The sequence below is a fragment of the Buttiauxella brennerae ATCC 51605 genome, assembly GCF_001654925.1.
Lineage (GTDB): Bacteria > Pseudomonadota > Gammaproteobacteria > Enterobacterales > Enterobacteriaceae > Buttiauxella > Buttiauxella brennerae.
This window is the reverse complement of sequence record NZ_LXER01000017.1, coordinates 232252-250871: the sequence shown is the minus strand read 5'-3', so window position 1 is coordinate 250871 and position 18620 is coordinate 232252. Positions and strand designations below refer to the sequence as shown.

The 18620-nt window shown below is 50.8% G+C and carries 15 protein-coding genes; 6 read left to right on the top strand and 9 right to left on the bottom strand.

Going from position 1 to position 18620, the window contains the following annotated elements; genetic code table 11:
- Positions 1 to 55: 55 nt before the first annotated feature.
- The 5 genes from M975_RS09260 to M975_RS09240 all read right to left on the bottom strand — a co-directional run bounded on the left by M975_RS09260 (position 56) and on the right by M975_RS09240 (position 6208).
- Entirely contained in the window at positions 56 to 1762 is a 1707-nt protein-coding gene (locus tag M975_RS09260; protein WP_064558930.1) for an alpha,alpha-trehalase, read from the bottom strand.
- A 143-nt stretch (positions 1763 to 1905) separates the two neighbouring features.
- The gene (locus tag M975_RS09255) at positions 1906 to 3294 is read right to left on the bottom strand and encodes a serine/threonine protein kinase (protein WP_064558929.1); all 1389 of its coding nucleotides are present in this window, start codon (positions 3292 to 3294) and stop codon (positions 1906 to 1908) included.
- Between the two features lie 40 nt (positions 3295 to 3334).
- The gene (locus tag M975_RS09250) at positions 3335 to 4285 is read right to left on the bottom strand and encodes a hypothetical protein (RefSeq protein WP_064558928.1); all 951 of its coding nucleotides are present in this window, start codon (positions 4283 to 4285) and stop codon (positions 3335 to 3337) included.
- 58 nt (positions 4286 to 4343) lie between these two features.
- A complete protein-coding gene (locus tag M975_RS09245; protein ID WP_064558927.1) occupies positions 4344 to 4838 on the bottom strand; it encodes an SH3 domain-containing protein in 495 nt (164 codons plus the stop codon).
- A gap of 422 nt (positions 4839 to 5260) precedes the next feature.
- Positions 5261 to 6208 carry a dihydrodipicolinate synthase family protein gene (locus tag M975_RS09240; RefSeq protein ID WP_064558926.1) on the bottom strand — a complete coding sequence of 316 codons (948 nt, stop codon included), beginning with the start codon at positions 6206 to 6208 and terminating at the stop codon, positions 5261 to 5263.
- 282 nt (positions 6209 to 6490) lie between these two features.
- Between M975_RS09240 and M975_RS09235 the strand changes: the two genes are divergently transcribed.
- Complete coding sequence (locus tag M975_RS09235; RefSeq protein ID WP_064558925.1) at positions 6491 to 7783, top strand: MFS transporter; 1293 nt, start codon at positions 6491 to 6493, stop codon at positions 7781 to 7783.
- A 144-nt stretch (positions 7784 to 7927) separates the two neighbouring features.
- Here the strand turns inward: M975_RS09235 and zinT are convergent, their stop codons facing one another.
- The gene (gene zinT / locus M975_RS09230; protein ID WP_064558924.1) at positions 7928 to 8575 is read right to left on the bottom strand and encodes a metal-binding protein ZinT; all 648 of its coding nucleotides are present in this window, start codon (positions 8573 to 8575) and stop codon (positions 7928 to 7930) included.
- Positions 8576 to 8668: 93 nt separating this feature from the next.
- Positions 8669 to 10153: a MocR-like pyridoxine biosynthesis transcription factor PdxR gene (gene pdxR, locus M975_RS09225; protein WP_064558923.1), complete on the bottom strand. Its 1485-nt coding sequence runs from the start codon at positions 10151 to 10153 to the stop codon at positions 8669 to 8671.
- 110 nt (positions 10154 to 10263) lie between these two features.
- Between pdxR and puuE the strand changes: the two genes are divergently transcribed.
- The 3 genes from puuE to M975_RS09210 all read left to right on the top strand — a co-directional run bounded on the left by puuE (position 10264) and on the right by M975_RS09210 (position 14792).
- Complete coding sequence (gene puuE / locus M975_RS09220) at positions 10264 to 11529, top strand: 4-aminobutyrate transaminase (RefSeq protein ID WP_064558922.1); 1266 nt, start codon at positions 10264 to 10266, stop codon at positions 11527 to 11529.
- An 11-nt stretch (positions 11530 to 11540) separates the two neighbouring features.
- Positions 11541 to 12989: an NAD-dependent succinate-semialdehyde dehydrogenase gene (locus tag M975_RS09215; RefSeq protein WP_064559190.1), complete on the top strand. Its 1449-nt coding sequence runs from the start codon at positions 11541 to 11543 to the stop codon at positions 12987 to 12989.
- A 324-nt stretch (positions 12990 to 13313) separates the two neighbouring features.
- Positions 13314 to 14792, top strand: a complete 1479-nt coding sequence (locus M975_RS09210; RefSeq protein WP_064558921.1) for an APC family permease — start codon at positions 13314 to 13316, stop codon at positions 14790 to 14792.
- A gap of 42 nt (positions 14793 to 14834) precedes the next feature.
- On the opposite strand, the gene M975_RS09205 is transcribed toward M975_RS09210, so the two are convergent.
- On the bottom strand, positions 14835 to 15530 hold the full coding sequence (locus M975_RS09205; RefSeq protein ID WP_064558920.1) for a cache domain-containing protein: 696 nt from the start codon (positions 15528 to 15530) through the stop codon (positions 14835 to 14837).
- A gap of 24 nt (positions 15531 to 15554) precedes the next feature.
- Positions 15555 to 16280, bottom strand: coding sequence for a FadR/GntR family transcriptional regulator (locus M975_RS09200; RefSeq protein WP_064558919.1), 726 nt, complete (start codon positions 16278 to 16280; stop codon positions 15555 to 15557).
- Between the two features lie 301 nt (positions 16281 to 16581).
- On the opposite strand from M975_RS09200, the gene M975_RS09195 reads away from it, so the two are divergent.
- A complete protein-coding gene (locus M975_RS09195; RefSeq protein WP_064558918.1) occupies positions 16582 to 18009 on the top strand; it encodes a gamma-aminobutyraldehyde dehydrogenase in 1428 nt (475 codons plus the stop codon).
- Positions 18010 to 18068: 59 nt separating this feature from the next.
- Positions 18069 to 18542 carry an ester cyclase gene (locus M975_RS09190; RefSeq protein WP_064558917.1) on the top strand — a complete coding sequence of 158 codons (474 nt, stop codon included), beginning with the start codon at positions 18069 to 18071 and terminating at the stop codon, positions 18540 to 18542.
- Positions 18543 to 18620: the final 78 nt, after the last annotated feature.

Below are 18620 nucleotides of genomic sequence, written 5' to 3'. Positions count from 1 at the left end.
GGATACGGTCAAATCCCCTCTCCCTCAGGAGAGGGTTAGGGTGAGGGCGAAAAGATTATTGCGATGCTACAGGCTGACTCGCCTTCGTTACCGGCCCGGGCGTTGCCGAAGGCAATTTGTCCGGTGCCGAATCGCACGGTTTCTCTTTACCGCACAACAAGTCGAGCATTTTCAACGTCACACCGTTGGTCCAGCCAAAACCATCCTGCAACGGATACTCCCCGCCGCCACCGACCGTACCGGTACTCGATACATCATACTTCTCAACCAGTTTTTGCTCGCGGTTGTAGGTATGCTGCACGTTGGTCAGGAAGCGCCAGGTGACTTCCATGGCGAGATCTTTATGGCCGTAATTTTGTAGCCCTTCGGTTGCCACCCATTGCAGCGGTGCCCAGCCATTAGGTGCATCCCACTGCTGACCTGTTTTCAGGTTAGTGGTGGCAAGCCCACCGGCCTTAAGCAATTGCGCCCGGGTAATGGCGGCCATTTTGTCGGCACGTTCTTGCGAAGCCGCATGGACATACAGCGGGAACAGCGAAGCCGCAGTCAGCTGCGAACGAACCGCGTGGGTTTTGAGATCGTAATCGGCATACCAGCCTTGCTTAGCATTCCACAAATGCGCTTCCATCGCTTTTTGGCGGGCATCTGCCAGTTGCTGATATTGCGTAGCACCCATGCTGTCTTTTGCCACGGTACTGGCATGGGCCAGCGTTTTTTCCATCTGGAAAAGCAGGGCGTTTAAATCGACAGGCAAGATGGACGTGGTTCGAATAGAGCCAAGTTGCTCGGGGTTATCCATCCAGCGTGAGCTGAAATCCCAGCCCGATGCCGCAGCAGCACGCAAATCACGGTAAATTTCAGTCGCCGGGCGATTCGGGTTGTTCTTCGCGGTGGTTACGTCGTCAAGATAAGACTCGGTACGTGGGGTATCGCGATCATCCCAGTAGCGGTTCAGCACCGAACCATCTTTAAGTTTTACTGCCCGCAGGTTTTCAGAGCCAGGCTGTAGCGTATCGCTGCCCTGCATCCAGTAAGCGTACTCTTTTTTCAACTGCGGCAGATACGTGGTGTAAGTTTCATCACCATTGTGGCTGGCGAGCAGTTTAACCATAAAGGCAAAGAACGGCGGCTGGGAGCGGCTCAGATAATAGCTGCGGTTGCCGTTGGGAATGTGCCCCCATGCGTCAATTTCATGGGCAAAGTTGTCCACCATATCCTGGACTTTGTCCCAGTGGCCGCTTTCGGCAAGCCCGAGCATCGTGAAATAACTGTCCCAATAATAGACTTCGCGGAAACGCCCACCGGGCACCACATAAGGTTTAGGTAGCGGCAGCAACGAATCCCACTTTTCGACGCTATCCGTGGTGCGCGTCAGCACCGGCCATAAGCTGTCGATATGTTCACGCAACGACTGACCTTCCGGCGGAACATACTTTTCACCCTCTTTTGGCAGGGCAAAATTCACATCCACGAAATGACGTAAATCGAAGCCGGATTGGTTTCGTTGCATCCGGTAATCAGCGAGGATCATCAACGGGTCATATTTGGGCACCGCATCAGCAAACGTTTTTTGATCGGGGAATAATTTGGCGGTTTGTACATCGGTAAATAGCGGGCCAAGCAGCACATCTGGCGGCTGCGGCTGAGCTTGTCGATCGTCGGCAGCGGTTGCGGGCAGGGTAAAACTGACAAACGCACAACCGATAGCTATTTGAATCGCAAATAATAAAGTGCGAGGACGGCGCAAAACAGGATTTATCATCTATTGTTCTCCTTTGCAGGGTAGCGGTGAAATTTTTCCGCGATCAACCCTATGAAAACCTTAGACGAGTTTCCCGGCAGCACCAGGGTAGATGTCGCATATTCCGACAAAGCGGAATATTTACCTTGCTGCTTGCGCCGGGGTTACCCCTGCGGGTTGATAAGCCATGTCCCCGCTTTTTCAATATTCAGAGTCATATTTCGCGACTGTTTATTATCCTGCAATGTAAATTCGTATTTCCCTGCGGGCAGTTGCAGGAAGCCATAGCCATTGGCCCCGGTAGTGATGTTTTCCGTCTTGCCATTCACAAACAGAACTTCACCTTCATTCATGCGGATATAAACACGTGCAAGCATGGCGTCGGTGACCGGCACGAGGTTTTTAACCGTTGTGGGCTGAGCCTTTTCTGCATTAACGGTTTTTGCGACCTTTGCGGTTTCGGGGGCAGAAACAGACGATGTATGTCCACCAAAAATCAGGCCCCCCACCGCCACGCCAACCAGCAAACTTGCCGCTGTCAGTAGCGGTAATTTGTAGCGTTTAATAAATGGCGATAACGGCGTAATTTCCGCATCTTCCAGCGCAACAAGCATGGTGCCAGGCTGCTTTTGCGGCACCAGACCGTTGATGCCGCTCAGCGGGAGTTCTGCAATGGCTGCAAATTCGGCCACAGATTGCGGGCGGTCTTCCGGTTTCAGTGCCAGCGCGTGATCGACCGCTTGCAACAGGCTGTGGGAATAACCTTCCGGGCGGTTTTTAGCCAGCTTAACGCACGGATCCTGAATCGTGCGCGTCACACTTGCTGGTGGGCAGTTGCCGGTAATCAAGGTGTAGAGGATAGCCCCCAGCGCATAAATATCGGTCCACGGACCAAGCTGGTTTTCGAGATCGTCGGCGTATTGCTCAAGCGGCGCAAAACCTGGGTTCAGCGGCGTTTTTATCTCATCGCCACTCTCGGTGCTGTTGCGGCGTGGAGCGCCTGCATTCAACAGCAACGGTGCGCCATTATCCTGAATTTGAATACTGCGCAGCGACAGGTCGCGGTGGATAAAGCCTTCTTCGTGTAACGTCGCCAGAGCCCCGCAAAGCATCGGCAGCATGCGACGAATCCAGGCATCATTAATAATCTCAGGCTGATGTTGGTGCAGGTCAGCCAGCGTCACACCGCCGGAATAGAGCGTTGCGGCATAAGCGGTTTCGTTCTGGTTCCAGAAGCTCAAAACCTGTAGCAGGTTAGGGTGGTTAAACTGCGCGAGTTGACGGGCAGACTGAACAAACCGGCTCAGGCCTGAGTTAAACGCCTGGCTGTCTTGCTTACTGCGTAGCACCAGCTGCATGTTATCGCTACGTACAGTCAGCGCGCGGGGCATAAATTCGCGGATAGTCACCGGGCGCTCAAGCTGGTGGTCCCATGCTTTGTAGTCGACGTGCGTATTGGTGGACTCAGTGACATGCTGAATTTCAAATTCGTCGAAACGGAAACCAGGCGGCAGAGCGTCGGGAAGTTCTGGGTTGTATTCTTTATCTGTCATGATGGCCTTTCTGTGCTCTAAATCGACGAATTTTCAAAGGTTACTTCTGGGCGCGCCATGCGCCAACCGCCGGATCACGCAATTGCGGGCGTAGGGAGTCAATCAGCAGCAGCTTTATTGGGGTATCTGGCGCAAGCCATGCCGACCACACCTTACGCACCTGGTTTAAACGCGCCTGGATCACCGCCTCATCAACGGTCATTTCACGCGGGACTTCTACCGCCACGGTACCCGTCGCCTGCCAGCCATTCAGCTCAGGGCTGTAGGGCAAAATCATCCAGCTTTGCGGCGCGTGTTCGTTACTGACCACCATCCGCTCATTGTTCAGGCTGGTTATCAGCAAGCTGTCAGAACTGGCAGTAGTGCTTAAGCCACTGACCGGGAAACCATGCACAAAGGTCATCACATTGCGTTTTTCGCCGTGAACGCCACTTTGAATGATTTCCGTGCGGCCATTGAGCCAGCCACCGTTTTCACACTTCCCGTTGGGAATAAACAGCGCTGAAGTATTGGCATCACCTTGCCAGAAGGTACGCAAATGGCAGCCATCCTGCAGCGTAAACTCTTGCCACGGCGTGCGGTCTGCCAGCGGGGAACTTTCATCTTTTCGCAGCACGGTATTGGGTTCGCTGGACACCACCGGGGCGATAATCACCGCCCAGTCACTGCTTTTCGTCGCAGTGCCGACAGCAAGCGTAGCACCTTGTGGGTCTTCCAATTTCCAGCTCACCAGTTGAACCGAGTTACACTGGCTTTCAAGTAGCGTCCCAAGACGTGGCATAAACGTGTTGAGCAGTGACGGGTTTTTGTCGCCATTGGCGACGATACGCAGCGGAAGTTCAGCAGCGCACCAGCTTTGCGGCGTGTTGTTCTGAACATCATCAATCCAGACATCCAGCTTTTGAGAGGGAGACTGAACGATACGGTAGTTCCCTGCCCACACGGTTGAAGATGCCAGCAACAGCGCCAGACCCGAAAGCCAGAGTTTCATAGAAATCCTTGTTAGCCGAACCACTTTAAACAAAAGGTCCTGACGTAAGCGTCAGTCATTAATCAATAATCCACGTACCGCTATTGGCGTTCTGGCAGGCTTTGCTGGCGTCATCGACGGCAACGCATGTCGTTTTCTTCGCTGCACGGCGTGGACGTGGGCGGTCTTTTTTCAGCGTCTGGGCATACAGTTCACTTTTCACCAGTGCGCGCATTGGCACGTAGCCCAACATTTCCTGCTTATCCTGCTCGGCAATGGCGAGCCAGTTATTCTCGACCTGGCCGAGCACGGTATAGGTTTGCCCGTTCTCAAGCGTACTGATCACTTTCCCACCGAAGTCCGGTTTACTTAAAATTGACCCTGGATAGAGCGCCCGATAGCTGGCGTTGATGGGGGTAAACTCGTGCGGGGCGGCAACTGCGTAACGGTGCGTGAGCGTGACGCCATTGATTTCACTGGTCACAAGAGTATCGTCCGTCATTTTTGGCGGTGGCGCTTTACAGCCGACGACCGTGGCAACAACAGCAAGGATCAACAGATTTCGCAATTTCATCGTAACTTTCCCTGAAAAAATGGTTCAAACCTGGTCGCCGTGAGGGGGTGAAATTGGCGAAAATGAAATCCAGGAATCTGAAGAGTAATTCACATCACTTATACATAGTAACGTTAATTTTACATTCCCTGATTAACAATTCAATGGTGATGTAACTGATTGACATCATTAAGTGTTAAGCCCGTCTAGAACAGGGAGTAAAGCGGTTATTCATGGGGTGAATAATGTATCTTTCCGGGTGACTGACAGCATCTATTATAAAACACAATTTCAACTTTAGGATTAAGTGTGAGGATGGAACCGTTATTACCCAATATCTGCGATTTTATCGCCCATGTTTCACCACTCAATCAGCATCAACTATCTGGCCGTTGGCGAGATATTGCCCTTTGATATTGCGGCCCCCGAGCGCTATCTGCGCATCATGCGGGCCACGTATCTTTGCAACGCGACACTGACTTGCTGTTAAGTACCCCAGCCCGGTTCAGAATATTTTTAATCTCAACTTTCATCTCTTCCGTCAGCGGTGACGCAGGCGGTAATGAATGCACTGAAATTTCCACCCCCACTAACTGCAAGGCATACTTCACCGCGTTGTAAAATGGCAAGTCCATACTATAAAGCGGCGGTATCCAGGAGAGCGATTGTTGTAATTCAATCGCGCGGGAAAGGTCCTGCTTGCGCCAGGCGTCGAGGATCCCACACGTCAGTTGTGGCGCGAAGTTCGCGCTGGCTGGAATACAACCATCTCCGCCCAGAATTAACGTCCCCAGCAAGTATTCATCATACCCGGCAAACACCGCAAAATCGGGCCGGTCTGTTTTCACCGCGTGAATGGTTTCGCGAATATGTGAAAGCGTATCAACCGTGTCTTTCAGCCCGACAATATTTGGGCAATTTAATGCCAGTTCGCGAATGATATGTACCGGAATAGACTGACCCGTCAGGGCCGGGAAATTGTAGAGAATGATCGGTAGTTTAAGTGCCGCCGCAATGGTTTTGTAATGGTGCAACAGATTCGCTTCGCTTAGCGGGTTGTACCACGGGTTAACCACCACCACGCCACTGGCCCCCATATTCTGCGCATGAAGCCCTGCATTAATGGTTTGCTGCGTGCCGCAATGGGCGATGCCAATCAGCACCGGCTTTCTGCCTGCGACTTTTTTGATACAAAACTCAGCCACTTGTGCACGCTGGGCATCCGACATATTGGCGAACTCCCCGGCGCTACCGAGAAAGAACAGACCGTTCACAGGGGAGGCGACTAAGTGTTCAATTAATCTCGCCTGCGCCGCACCGTCAAATTCACCATGAGCGTCAAACAATGTTGGAACCGGAGGGATAACACCACTAAAACGAGTCTGATTCATTCACTTCTCCTGCGGGTTATGAGGTGATTCTTCGTAAAATGTTCGTTGATTTCATTAGCGAATGGTTTCAATTGTAGCGGAAGGCGCGTTGATGAAAGCCCGCGATGTCGCATTTTCGAACTGTTGTTTTAGTAAATCGTTTTCACCATACCGTCGCAAAATTCCGCGTATTGAATACCGATCACAAATAATATCTCAATAACCTTCTACATTCTTATCATACAAGATATTAAACCTAAGAATACAAGGTGTGGTTATTCACGTGTAAAATGAGGGGTTATAATGCAAATTGATCTCCAGAGTTCGGTAATAAAACGCATCAATAAACGAATTATTCCTTTCCTGATGCTGCTGTATTTGATTGCGTATATTGACCGCTCGAATATTTCTGTTGCGGCGCTGCAAATGAATGCTGACTTAGCGTTAACCGCTGAAATGTATGGCATTGCGGCGGGTGTGTTTTACATCGCCTATATAATTTTTGAAGTCCCCAGCAATATCATATTAACGCGGGTTGGGGCGAAGTTGTGGATTGCTCGCATTATGGTGACGTGGGGAATTATCGCAGCAGGGATGAGCCTGGTACAAACCCCGACACAGTTATACGTGATGCGTTTTTTACTGGGTGTTGCCGAAGCCGGGTTTACCCCAGGGATTATTTATTATCTTTCCTGCTGGTATCCACGCAGTGACCGGGCGCGGGCGATGTCGATGTTTTATATCGGTGCAGCACTCGCATCGGTTATCGGCTTGCCTATTTCAGGCACTATTTTGAATATGCATGGTTTTTTTGATATTGCTGGCTGGCGTTGGCTATTCTTGCTCGAAGGAATTCCTGCTATCGCGATGGGCGTGGTGGTGTGGTTTTATCTTGATGACTCCCCAGCAAAAGCACAGTGGTTAAGTGCTTCTGAACGCGATTGGTTACAACAAAAACTCGTAGGGGAATCTTCTGAGCTGGAACACAGCGGCAGCCACCAATGGCATAAAGCGTTAACCGATAAAAAGGTCTGGTTGCTGAGTGCAATATGGCTATTACAGGCATTTGGCACCATCGGTATCACGTTATTCTTGCCGTTAATTGTGAAAGGGGTTGTTTCCGAACAGAGTAATTTTATCGTCAGTGTTTTGTCTGCGGTCCCATTCTTGTTTGCCTGTATCTTTATGTTTGTTAATGGCCGCCATTCCGATCTCACCTGTGAGCGTCGTTACCATTTAGGTGTTCCACTTATCGCCGCAGGAATATTGCTGATGCTGGCAATTTTGAGCGATAACCTATTACTGGCTTATATTCTGCTGGTGATTACGGTGGCGCTAAATTGGGCGGTAACACCGATATTTTGGGCGGCAACCACTGAATCATTAACGGGCGTTGTCGCGGCGGCAGCTATTGCCTTGATCAATGCCGTTGCGAATATCGCCGGGCTGATTTTCCCACCGCTGATGGGCAGAATTAAAGATGTGACGGGGAGTTATGATATTTCACTGGCGATTGTCGCTTCGGCGTTGATCATGGGCGGCTTATTAGGCTTTTATGTGCTGACCTCGCCACGCACAGCGAAACAGTTGTGCTAATAATGGCACAAGGGAAAATTGTTACTCAAGGTGCGCCGGAGTCGGTGACGACTCCGGCGTTATTCGCTCAGGTGTTTGACATTGAAGCGTAAATTCACCCGCAGCCCATTTCAGGCAAACCCATGAGTGTTGTGACGTGATGTATTAGTGCTCAAGCATTTCGTGGACAACTTGCTCTTTGCTTAACGCGTACTGGTAATAGGTCGGCCAGTTGTCCATTTCTTTCAATAACGATTCCTGGGAATCACTCCCCATGAAGATATGGAAATGCTGAGACTTTTTAGGGGCAATCGTGTGGTCGCTAAACTGCACAAATTTAGGCGCTTTTGACTGGCTGTCTTTACACTCAAACAGGTAACGCACCCCTTTTTTACCGGAGGTGTAAGTCAGGATTTTAAACCCGGCATAGCGGTACTCGCAGGCGTTGACCGTTTTGCCGACGTGAAACTCAATCACGTTATTCTCAATGCCAATCATATCAACGTCCGTGGCATAACCTTTTTTATAATACTCTTTGTACTGAGCGGCGGTTTTGCTGCCATCAAGCTGTGCTTTTTTTGCCATTACCGGGTCTAAATCGCCGCTTAACAGATAAGGGTTGACCGACTGCCACACGCCGTCCCAATCGCTTAACGCTCTGTCCTTCACGTCTTTATTCTCGAAAACGCCTTCGCTCGCTTTCTTTTCCGCCTCGGTTAACGGTGTTCCGTGCGAATGACCATGTGCCAGCGCGTTAGCGCTCGCGAGCAAAATACCCAGGCTGAGAACCATAGTGGGAATGCGTGATGTCATGAATATCTCCAGTTGTGTTTGTTGAGGTCTTGATTGATGTTATAACATAACATTATCGACATTCAACCCGTGCAAAGACAAAACTGAAGTCATTCAGAGCGATGGTGAGCTGTGTTGCTTGATAATGGCGGCGAGGCGCATAAAAGACGGCACCATATCGCTGTCATTAATGCTGGCGAACCCGACCAGTAACCCGCTTAGTTTTTGGTGGTTAAAATAATAACGAGACAACGGGCGCACCAGAATCCCGTCGGCATTAGCCTGCTTTGCGATACCAATATCATCGGTGTGTGCGGGAAGCTGAATAATCAGATGCAGCCCGGCATTACTGTTGAACCAGCCCAGATACTTTTCACCTAAATGCGCTTTAATCAGCTCAACCAGTAAGGTGCGGCGTTTGTTATAAAGCTGGCGCATTTTACGAATGTGCGCCGCGTAATAACCTTCGCGAATAAATTCCGCTAATGCGGCCTGAATCATCTGGTGACCACTGCGGTAAAGTTCGTTGTGGACCTTTTTAAGCGGCGCCGCTAACGGCTCAGGAAGCACGACGTAACCCAGGCGCAGCGCGGGGTAGAGCGTTTTACTGAAGGTGCCTATATAGATAACCGGGCTGTTTTCTTCCAGCCCTTGCAAAGAAGGAATCGGCTGCCCGGAAAAGCGAAATTCGCTGTCGTAATCATCTTCGACAATCCAGCTTTGAAATTCCCTGGCCTGCGAAAGCAACAACTGGCGGCGCGGCAGGCTCATCACTGAACCCAATGGATACTGGTGTGACGGGGTAACGAAGATTAATTTCGGTTTCTTATCGGGCGAAGGTTGTGGCACCAGACCCTGGTCATCAACATCAAGCGCAGTAATGTTTACCGCGTTCATGCGCAAGATATTTTTAATCCCCCAATAGCCTGGCTCTTCAATCCACGCGTGGTCGCCGGGGTTGCACAAGGTGCGGGTGACTAAATCCAGCGCCTGGTGAATCCCTTCGGTAATTAATATCTGGTCGGTTGAGCATTTCACGCCGCGTGCAGTACGCAAATAATCCGACAGCGCAGACTTTAAAATCTCAAGGCCGCTTGCGGCATCATAAGTCAGGTGTTCAGGGCTTGGCCTGCGGGCCACTCGGTCATAAATCTTCTTGAAGGTTCGGTGCGGGAAGCTGTTGACATCAGGCACGCCGGGAATGAAGTCTCCCCACTGCGCGGGGCTGGCACTGGCATTTTCTAACAGCTCGAGGCAGCGGCTGGAAAGGCTGGCGTTATCCTCGGGCAGGGCGACTTGCGCAGACTTCGCAACCTGCGTGTTGAGGTTATCAAGCACGCTTTCGGTCACAAACGTGCCGCTACTGGTGCGCGTCGAAATATAGCCTTCTGCCTGCAACTGTTCATAGACACGCAAAACCGTGTTGCGCGACAGCACCAGCTCATTCGCCAAATCTCGCGTCGGCGGCATTCGCGCGGCAGGGCGCAAACTTCCCTCGAGAATACAGCTGCATATCGCCACATAAAGTTTCTTATGCAATTTCTCACCAGGCGTTTGGCTAAATGCCTGCTTGATCACATCTACGGCAAGTGAACGCATTTGGATCCTACTATTAAAACGATTTGGCTCTCGATTCAGGTACCAGATACTGTCTAAATGGAATGCGTAGTTCAACCTGTAAATTTGATTTTCGTGTGAGGGATAAAAAAATGAGTAATAACGAACTCCATCAACGTCGTCTGGATGCCACTCCGCGTGGTGTTGGCGTAATGTGTAATTTCTTTGCCCAGTCAGCTGAAAACAGCACCATTACCGATGTAGAAGGTCACCAATATATCGATTTCGCCGCCGGGATTGCCGTGCTGAACACCGGCCACCGCCATCCGCGCCTGGTTCAGGCCATCGAACAGCAACTGAATGCCTTCACGCACACCGCTTACCAGATTGTTCCTTACGAAAGCTATGTCTCTCTGGCAGAAAAAATTAACGCCGCCGCCCCCATTGTTGGCGCAAAGAAAACGGCATTTTTCACAACTGGCGCTGAAGCGGTTGAGAATGCGGTGAAGATTGCCCGCGCCCATACCGGCCGCCCAGGGGTGATTGCCTTTAGCGGCGGTTTCCATGGCCGCACTTATATGACCATGGCGCTGACCGGCAAAGTAGCTCCATATAAAATTGGCTTCGGGCCATTCCCGGGTTCCGTTTTCCATGCGCCGTATCCGTCAGAGTTGAGCGGTATTTCAACGGCTGACGCGGTGAAAGCCATCGAACGCCTGTTTAAGTCAGACATTGAAGCTACGCAGGTTGCGGCCATTATCTTCGAGCCGGTTCAGGGCGAGGGCGGTTTTAACGTCGCACCACCTGAATTTGTGGCGGCGATTCGCCAGATTTGTAACACCCACGGCATTGTGATGATTGCTGATGAAGTGCAGAGCGGTTTTGCGCGTACCGGCAAAATGTTTGCCATGAACCATTACGCACATCAGCCGGATCTGATGACCATGGCGAAAAGCCTGGCAGGTGGCATGCCGTTGTCGGGTGTAGTGGGTAAAGCGGAAATTATGGATGCACCAGCACCGGGCGGTTTGGGCGGCACCTACGCCGGTAACCCTCTGGCTGTCGCTTCGGCACACGCGGTACTGGACGTGATTGCTGACGAAAAATTGTGTTTACGCGCCCAGGCGTTAGGCGAGCGCCTGACATCGCGCTTGCGTGATATCACCGCAACATGCCCGGCGCTGGTTGAAATCCGTGGTTTGGGTTCCATGGTGGCGGCTGAGTTTTACGATCCGGCAACCGGCGAGCCTTCTGCAGCGGTTGCGCAGCAAGTCCAGAAACGCGCGTTAGAACAAGGTTTGCTGCTGCTGACCTGCGGGCAGAATGGCAACGTGATTCGTTTCCTTTATCCGCTCACCATCCCGGATGCGCAGTTCGACAAAGCGCTGGATATCATTAAAAACGCGGCGCAATTGTGAGAGTCGATATGATCAAATTAAGCAACGCGGCTCTGCTGCTCGATGCATGCCCGCTTGATGGCGAATGGAGCCACGCGCTCTCGGGCAAAAAAGTCCCGGTGCTCAATGCCGCAACGGGTGAGCACATCGCCGATGTGCCTTTTATGGGCCAGGCGGAAACGCAACGTGCAATTAATGCAGCAGAAATCGCGCAAAAAGTCTGGAAAACGCAGACTGCGGCAAACCGCGCCAAAATTCTGCATAGCTGGGTCAGCCTGATTCAGGAAAACAGCGAAGACCTCGCTCGCCTGATTACCCTCGAAGGAGGCAAGCCGCTCGCGGAGGCTCGAGGCGAAATTACCTATGCCGCTTCATTCATTACCTGGTTTGCAGAAGAAGCCAAAAGGGTTGATGGCGTGCTTTTGCAGCCAACCGCACCTGACCAGCGTTTTATTGTCTCTAAACAACCGGTTGGTGTATGCGCGGCGATCACGCCGTGGAATTTTCCGGCGGCAATGATCACCCGCAAAGTCGCGCCAGCTTTAGCCGCAGGCTGCGCCATTATTGTAAAACCGGCGGAACAAACGCCGCTCACCGCACTGGCCTTAGCAAAACTGGCTGAGATGGCGGGTTTGCCTGCGGGCTTGTTGCAGGTGATTACCGGGGACGCGAAAGAAATTGGTGGCGAGCTTTGTGCTAACGCCACGGTTCGAAAACTCAGTTTCACCGGGTCAACGCAGACCGGGCGCTTGCTGATGGCGCAATGCGCGCCGACCATCAAAAAGCTGTCGCTGGAGTTGGGCGGCAACGCGCCGGTGATTGTCTTTGATGATGCCGACCTCGACCTTGCCGTTAAAGGTATTATGGCGTCCAAATTCCGCAACAGCGGCCAGACCTGTGTTTGCGCTAACCGAATCTACGTGCAGAGCGGGATTTACCAGAAGCTCAGCGACGCGCTGGTAAACGCCGTGGAAGCGTTGAAAGTCGGCAATGGCATGGAAGATGGCGTGACCCAGGGGCCGCTTATCAATGCCAAAGCGATTGAAAAAGTGGAACTGCATATTCAGGATGCGGTGGAAAAGGGTGCCAGCGTGTTAACTGGCGGGCAACGGCATGCGACAGGTGGGAACTTCTTCTCGCCAACGGTAATCGCCAATGTCACCCAGGAGATGCGTTTTGCCAGGGAAGAGACATTTGGCCCTGTCGCACCGCTGTTTAAATTTGATAGCGATGAAGAAGTGGTGAATTACGCAAACGACACGGAGTTTGGCCTTGCGGCGTATATCTTCACGGAAAATGCGAAGCGCCAGTGGCAAATCCCGGAAGCGCTGGAGTATGGCATGGTCGGCGTTAACACCGGGCTGATTTCCAATGAGGTCGCGCCATTTGGCGGCATCAAGCAATCAGGTCTTGGGCGCGAAGGTTCGCGTTTCGGGATTGATGAGTATCTGGAAATGAAATATGTCTGCGTGAAACTTTAAACCCTTCATACTTCGCGCCGCAGCAGCGTTGGCCGCACTTACAAACCCCAGTCACTTACTTGTGTAAGCTCCTGGGGATTTGCTCGTTTGCCGCCTTGCTGCAACACGAATTATTTTGGGTTACTTCTATGCACCATAGGTCGGACTTGCGCCAGCGACATCCGACTTTTCCTCCAGATTGCCCCAAAAAACTGCCCATTTGTGAATGTTGCAATCACGCTCACGATCTTAACAATTATGTGACATTAAGCGTATACATATAACATATTATGTTTTATAAAATATGAACACTGCCTGCCCTTATGCCACATAAAGAGAAAAGATATGGAACAGACGACAGACAAAGAAAACCACCAGCATCAGCCAGTTAAAGGCGAGCAATTCAACCGCTCGATAGGGCTGATGTCTAACTTCGCATTGGGATTCACCTACCTTTCACCTTTGACTGCGGTTTATTCGCTGTTTGCGCTGGCGGTGACGCTGGCGGGGCCTCCGGCAATCTGGTGGATACTGATTGTGGCGTGCGGCCAGCTACTCGTGGCACTGGTGTTCGGTGAAGTGGCATCGCAATATCCGATTACCGGCGGCTTATATCCGTGGGCGAGAAGATTATGGGGCAAAAAATATGCATGGATTGCAGCCTGGATTTACCTGTGGGCATTAGTCGTCACCATCACCTCAATTGCTGAATACACGTCCACATTCGTCGCATCGTTATTCCATTACGCAACGAGCGCGGGCAATATGATGATCACCTCCGTCGTCTTGCTGTTGATAATGATGGGTGTGAATATGTCGGGTACCAAAAACCTGGCGCGTGTGGCGAAAATAGGTTTCTGGTGTGAAATCGTCAGCGTGATTGCGCTGGGTATCTACCTGTTAATTTTCCACCGCTCACAGCCGTTCTCTGTCGTCTTTGACTCAATGGGTGTGTTGGCTTTAGACGGCAATTACACCACTGCATTTATGTCTGCCTCATTAATGGGTCTGTTTATGTTCTTTGGCTTCGAAGCCTGCGGCAACGTGGCGGAAGAAGTTAAAAACCCAGGCAAGAAGATTCCAGTGGCGATGATTTTAAGTATCGTGTTCGGTGCTATTTCAGCGGTTATCTCCATTCTGGGCTATCTGCTTTCCTCCCCGGATCTCAAAGATATCGTCAGCGGGAAAATCGCCGACCCTATCCCAATGATTCTGAACCAGGCATTGGGTGAAACCGGTGCAACAATCTTTATAGTCGTCGCCATTATCGCCATGCTGTCTTGTATTCTTTCCCTGCAAGCGGCCCTGAGTCGCCTGATATTCTCCTTCTCCCGCGACAAAATGCTGCCGGGCAGTGAGTGGATGTCGAAAATATCCAAACACAGCGTACCTGATAACGCCATGATTGTGAGCTGCTTATTGCCGGTCATTATCTGCGTCTGGGTTTACTTCCAGCCGGATAGCCTGGCGCGTATCACGGCCTTTGCGGTTATCGGTATCTATATTTCATTCCAGATGGTGGTACTGGCGGCATTGCGCCAACGCCTGAAAGGCTGGAAACCGGCAGGTGAGTGGACCGTGGGTTCATGGGGCATCATCGTCAACGTTCTGGCATTAGCTTATGGTGTGTGCGGTATCTGGTTACTGGCGCAACCGGCGGCAGGCGAGAGTTTTGTTGACCGCTGGACTGTGCTGGTGGGGTTGGCAATTGTTATTGTCTCAGGCCTGCTTTATATGTTTATCACTAAGCCGTTTGGCCGTTCGAATGCACCCGAAAATGATGCAATTGAATACGCGCAAAAGTTGAGTGCTGAGCAGAATTGATAAACCGAGTGCAGGGAGGATGAACCTTAATCCTCCCTGCATTTATTTAGCCTGATACAAATTAAAATAGTTATTCTCAAAGACAATCTTCGCCACGCTGATATCCAGTAAATCACCGACTCGGAAACGAGGGTGGGAAGAAAAAACAATTCGGCTGTCTTTATTGGTAAGAATAACTTTATCATCAGCGGCGTAAGGTAATAGTTCATCCTCAACGCGACTGACCAATAAATCGATTGCCGCCACCCCTAAGAATTGCTGATTAAAATAAACCGGTACAGCACTGGTGATGGTGTAGGAAGTATTGCAGATGTAATCGACGTAGGGGCCATGAATAAAAGCATTACCGACAGCTGGTGCTTGCTTAAACCACTCAAAGGTTCTGAAATCCAGACGCTGTTGCGTGGCCTGGTCTAAGTCCAGATTGACCTGCTTTACACCGTCGGCTTTCTTATACCACCACTCAAGCAGCCAGAACTCTTTATTGCTGCCTGCGCCTTCAATGTGGCTGGCAAAGCCTGCGCCGGAACAGTAAATATTACTGTTTAATGTCGCTTTAATATGTTCCTGAATCGTTTTTCTGATCGAAGGTTCAAGCAGATGCTCCAGATTAACATCCGCGATTTCAGCCAGCGAAGTTTCAATATCGCGGGCCAGTAAACCGGTGGATTCAATAGTGGAGTTAATGATGCTATCAATTTTTTGGGTAAGGGCGTGGAGTGATGTTGTTAATAGCATATTTATGCCTATTTTTATAGTTTGTCAGTTTGCACTGTATTTCAATTTATTTTCTATCAGATAGAAAGTAAACGTGTCGATTAATTTTTTAGCGTTACTCACGGACTCCGATTCATTATGGGCTGTCAGCGCATCAATTAACGAGGTGTACAACTCAACAATCTCACGGTGTATATTGTCTGAACGGAACAAAATCGCCACCAGAGATGACCACTCTGACTGCAAAATCAATTCCTGGTTTGCCAGTCGGGCTGATTGAGAACTTGCCGCAATGGCCAGTAAACACCGCATATCCGCCTGCGTTCGTGCTTCGGGGGAGGTTGAAGCATCAAGCACTGCAACAAATTCCCGCAGTCGAGTGATATCCGCGAGGGTCATTCTGCGCGAAGCAAGTCTTGCGCTATGGCTGATTATTGCACAATGCATTTCACCCAGGTCGGATAAGTAATCGGTACTTAATGTTTTAAATGGATTAAGGATATTACTGAATTCCCACACCTGCTCGCAGACAAAACTGCCGCCATTACGCCCACGCACCGTGTGAATTAAGTTATTGGCGCGCAGTGTATTTAACGCTTCTCTGATGGTGATGTGGGAAACGCCCATCATTTTTGCCAGATCAGCTTCATTTGGCAGTTGCTCATTTGCCTCAAGCAACCCGGTAATAATGGCATTTGAAAGTCGCTGAACTATCTGATCTGAACGGCTGGCCTGACCGATTGGCGCGAATATCACCGCATGCGTAATCATAGTTTTCCCTGGTGAGATGTTCCCTTATTCCCATCATCTTTCAAGCCGCAGGGGGGTGGCTGCAACTTGAATGCCCATGGGGATATTTGAACGAATAAACATAGCATACAACCCCTTGTTAATGAAGGAAGCCTTAAGTATCCGTGTGAAACCACTTCAACATTTCACGCAGCGCAATTGCAGCGTAAAAAATCACTTTGAAATGGGATGTATATCATGTTGTTAGCATAATGTTATTGAAATTAACCGCTATCAAACATATTACATAATATAATTTATGTTTAAACGGTCGGAGAGCACAATGAAAATCCTCAAGCACTTTATCAATGGTCAGTATGTGTCCGGTTCGGAGGATAACCTCTTTGATCTGGTGAGCCCGGTCAATGGTGAAACCTATGCTTTGTCACCAAGCGCCGGGCGTGCGGAAGTTGAACAAGCCTATGGCGCGGCGAAAAGCGCGTTTGCCGTCTGGAGACACTCAACGCCCGCCCAAAGACAACGTGCGCTGCTAAAACTGGCCGATGAAATTGAAAACAACGTCGAACGCCTGACACAAGCGCAAAGCCAGGAAACAGGGCAGTTGCGTCACTTTATTGAAAAGGAAGAGATTGCGGCATCCTGCGATGCGCTGCGTTTCTTTGCCGGCGCCGCCCGTTGTCTGGAAGGCAAAGCCTCTTATGAATATACCGAAGGCTTAACATCCACCATTCGCCGTGAACCGCTTGGTATTGTCGGCCAGGTCACGCCGTGGAACTACCCGTTCATGATGGCGGTGTGGAAAATCGCGCCAGCGCTGGCGGCAGGGAACACCGTGGTTTTGAAACCGAGTGATACCACGCCAATCAGCACCTTGATTCTGGCAGAGCTTGCGGCACCGATTTTCCCGCAGGGCGCATTTAACGTGGTGCTGGGTAAAGCTGAAACCGGTTCGCTGGTGGTTTCAAGCCCCGAAGCTTCGCTGGTGTCGATTACCGGTTCGGTTCGCGCCGGGCTACAGGTTGCGGCTTCTGCCGCGGCCAACTTGACCAAAGCGCACCTTGAACTGGGCGGTAAAGCGCCGGTGATTGTCTTTGCCGATGCGGATATTGAGAAAGCCGTCAACACCATCACCACCGCCGGTTTCTTCAACGCCGGGCAAGACTGTACCTCCGCAACGCGCATCCTGATTGAAGCCTCCATTTACGACACCTTCCTTGAGAAGCTGGTCAATAAAACTCGCGAGCTGAAATTCGGTACCCCGGACGATAAAGACGCGTTGTACGGCGCGCTGAATAGCCGCAACCAGCTTGAGCAGGTGAAAGGGTTTATCAGCCGCCTCCCGGCTCATGCCAAAGTTGAAACCGGTGGTAAGCCGGGTGCTGGCCCAGGTTTTTACTTCGAACCCACCATCATCTCCGGGCTCGAGCAGCATGACGAGGCCATTCAGCACGAAGTCTTTGGCCCGGTCATGACCGTTCAGTCGTTCTCTACAGAAGAAGAAGCGCTCGATAAAGCCAACGACGTGGAATATGGCCTGGCGGCAAGTATCTGGACCAGCAACCACGGACGCGCCCAGCGTTTCAGCATTCGCCTTGATTTCGGCACCGTCTGGATTAACAACCACATTCCATTGTGCGCGGAAATGCCGCACGGCGGTTTCAAGAAGTCAGGCTACGGAAAAGATTTGTCGTCTTACTCGCTCGATGAATACACGCGCGTGAAACACATCATGTGCGATATCTCTGAATAAATAGACCGCCCTGGAAAACCGAATAATAACGCCTACTCAGTAGGCACAAAGGTGATGAAATGAAATCAATGAAAGTCGCTGCATTGTCTCTGGTGCTGTTCTCAAACTGGGCACTGGCGGAAGTTTCCCCACTGACCGTGGTGAAAGATTACATGTCGGCGTGGAATGCCCATGATTCGGCGAAAGCGGCGCAATATCTGGCAAATGATGTGGTGTATTACGATGCGGCAAGTGGCACGCCAGTTAAAGGCAAGGGCAACGCGGAAAAAGAGGTCATTGGTGCGTTTATCAAAGCGGTTCCGGATCTAACGTGGAAAATGACCAGCAAGCCCGTCTATGACCACGACACTATCGCATTTCGCTGGGAATTTAGCGGCAAAAACAGCGGCGAATGGGCGGGCAGTCCGGCCACCAATAACCCGATAAAATTTGAAGGCGTCAGCTATATCACTGTCAATAATGGGAAAATTACCTGGCAGGGTGACTATTATGACTCTAAGAAATTAGATGAAGAACTGAAGCCTGCACAATAGCAGATTAAGGTTTGGGAGGGTGGATAAGCGACTGCGTCATCCACCACTTTTGCATGTTCTGGCGGGGTGCGTTAGCGC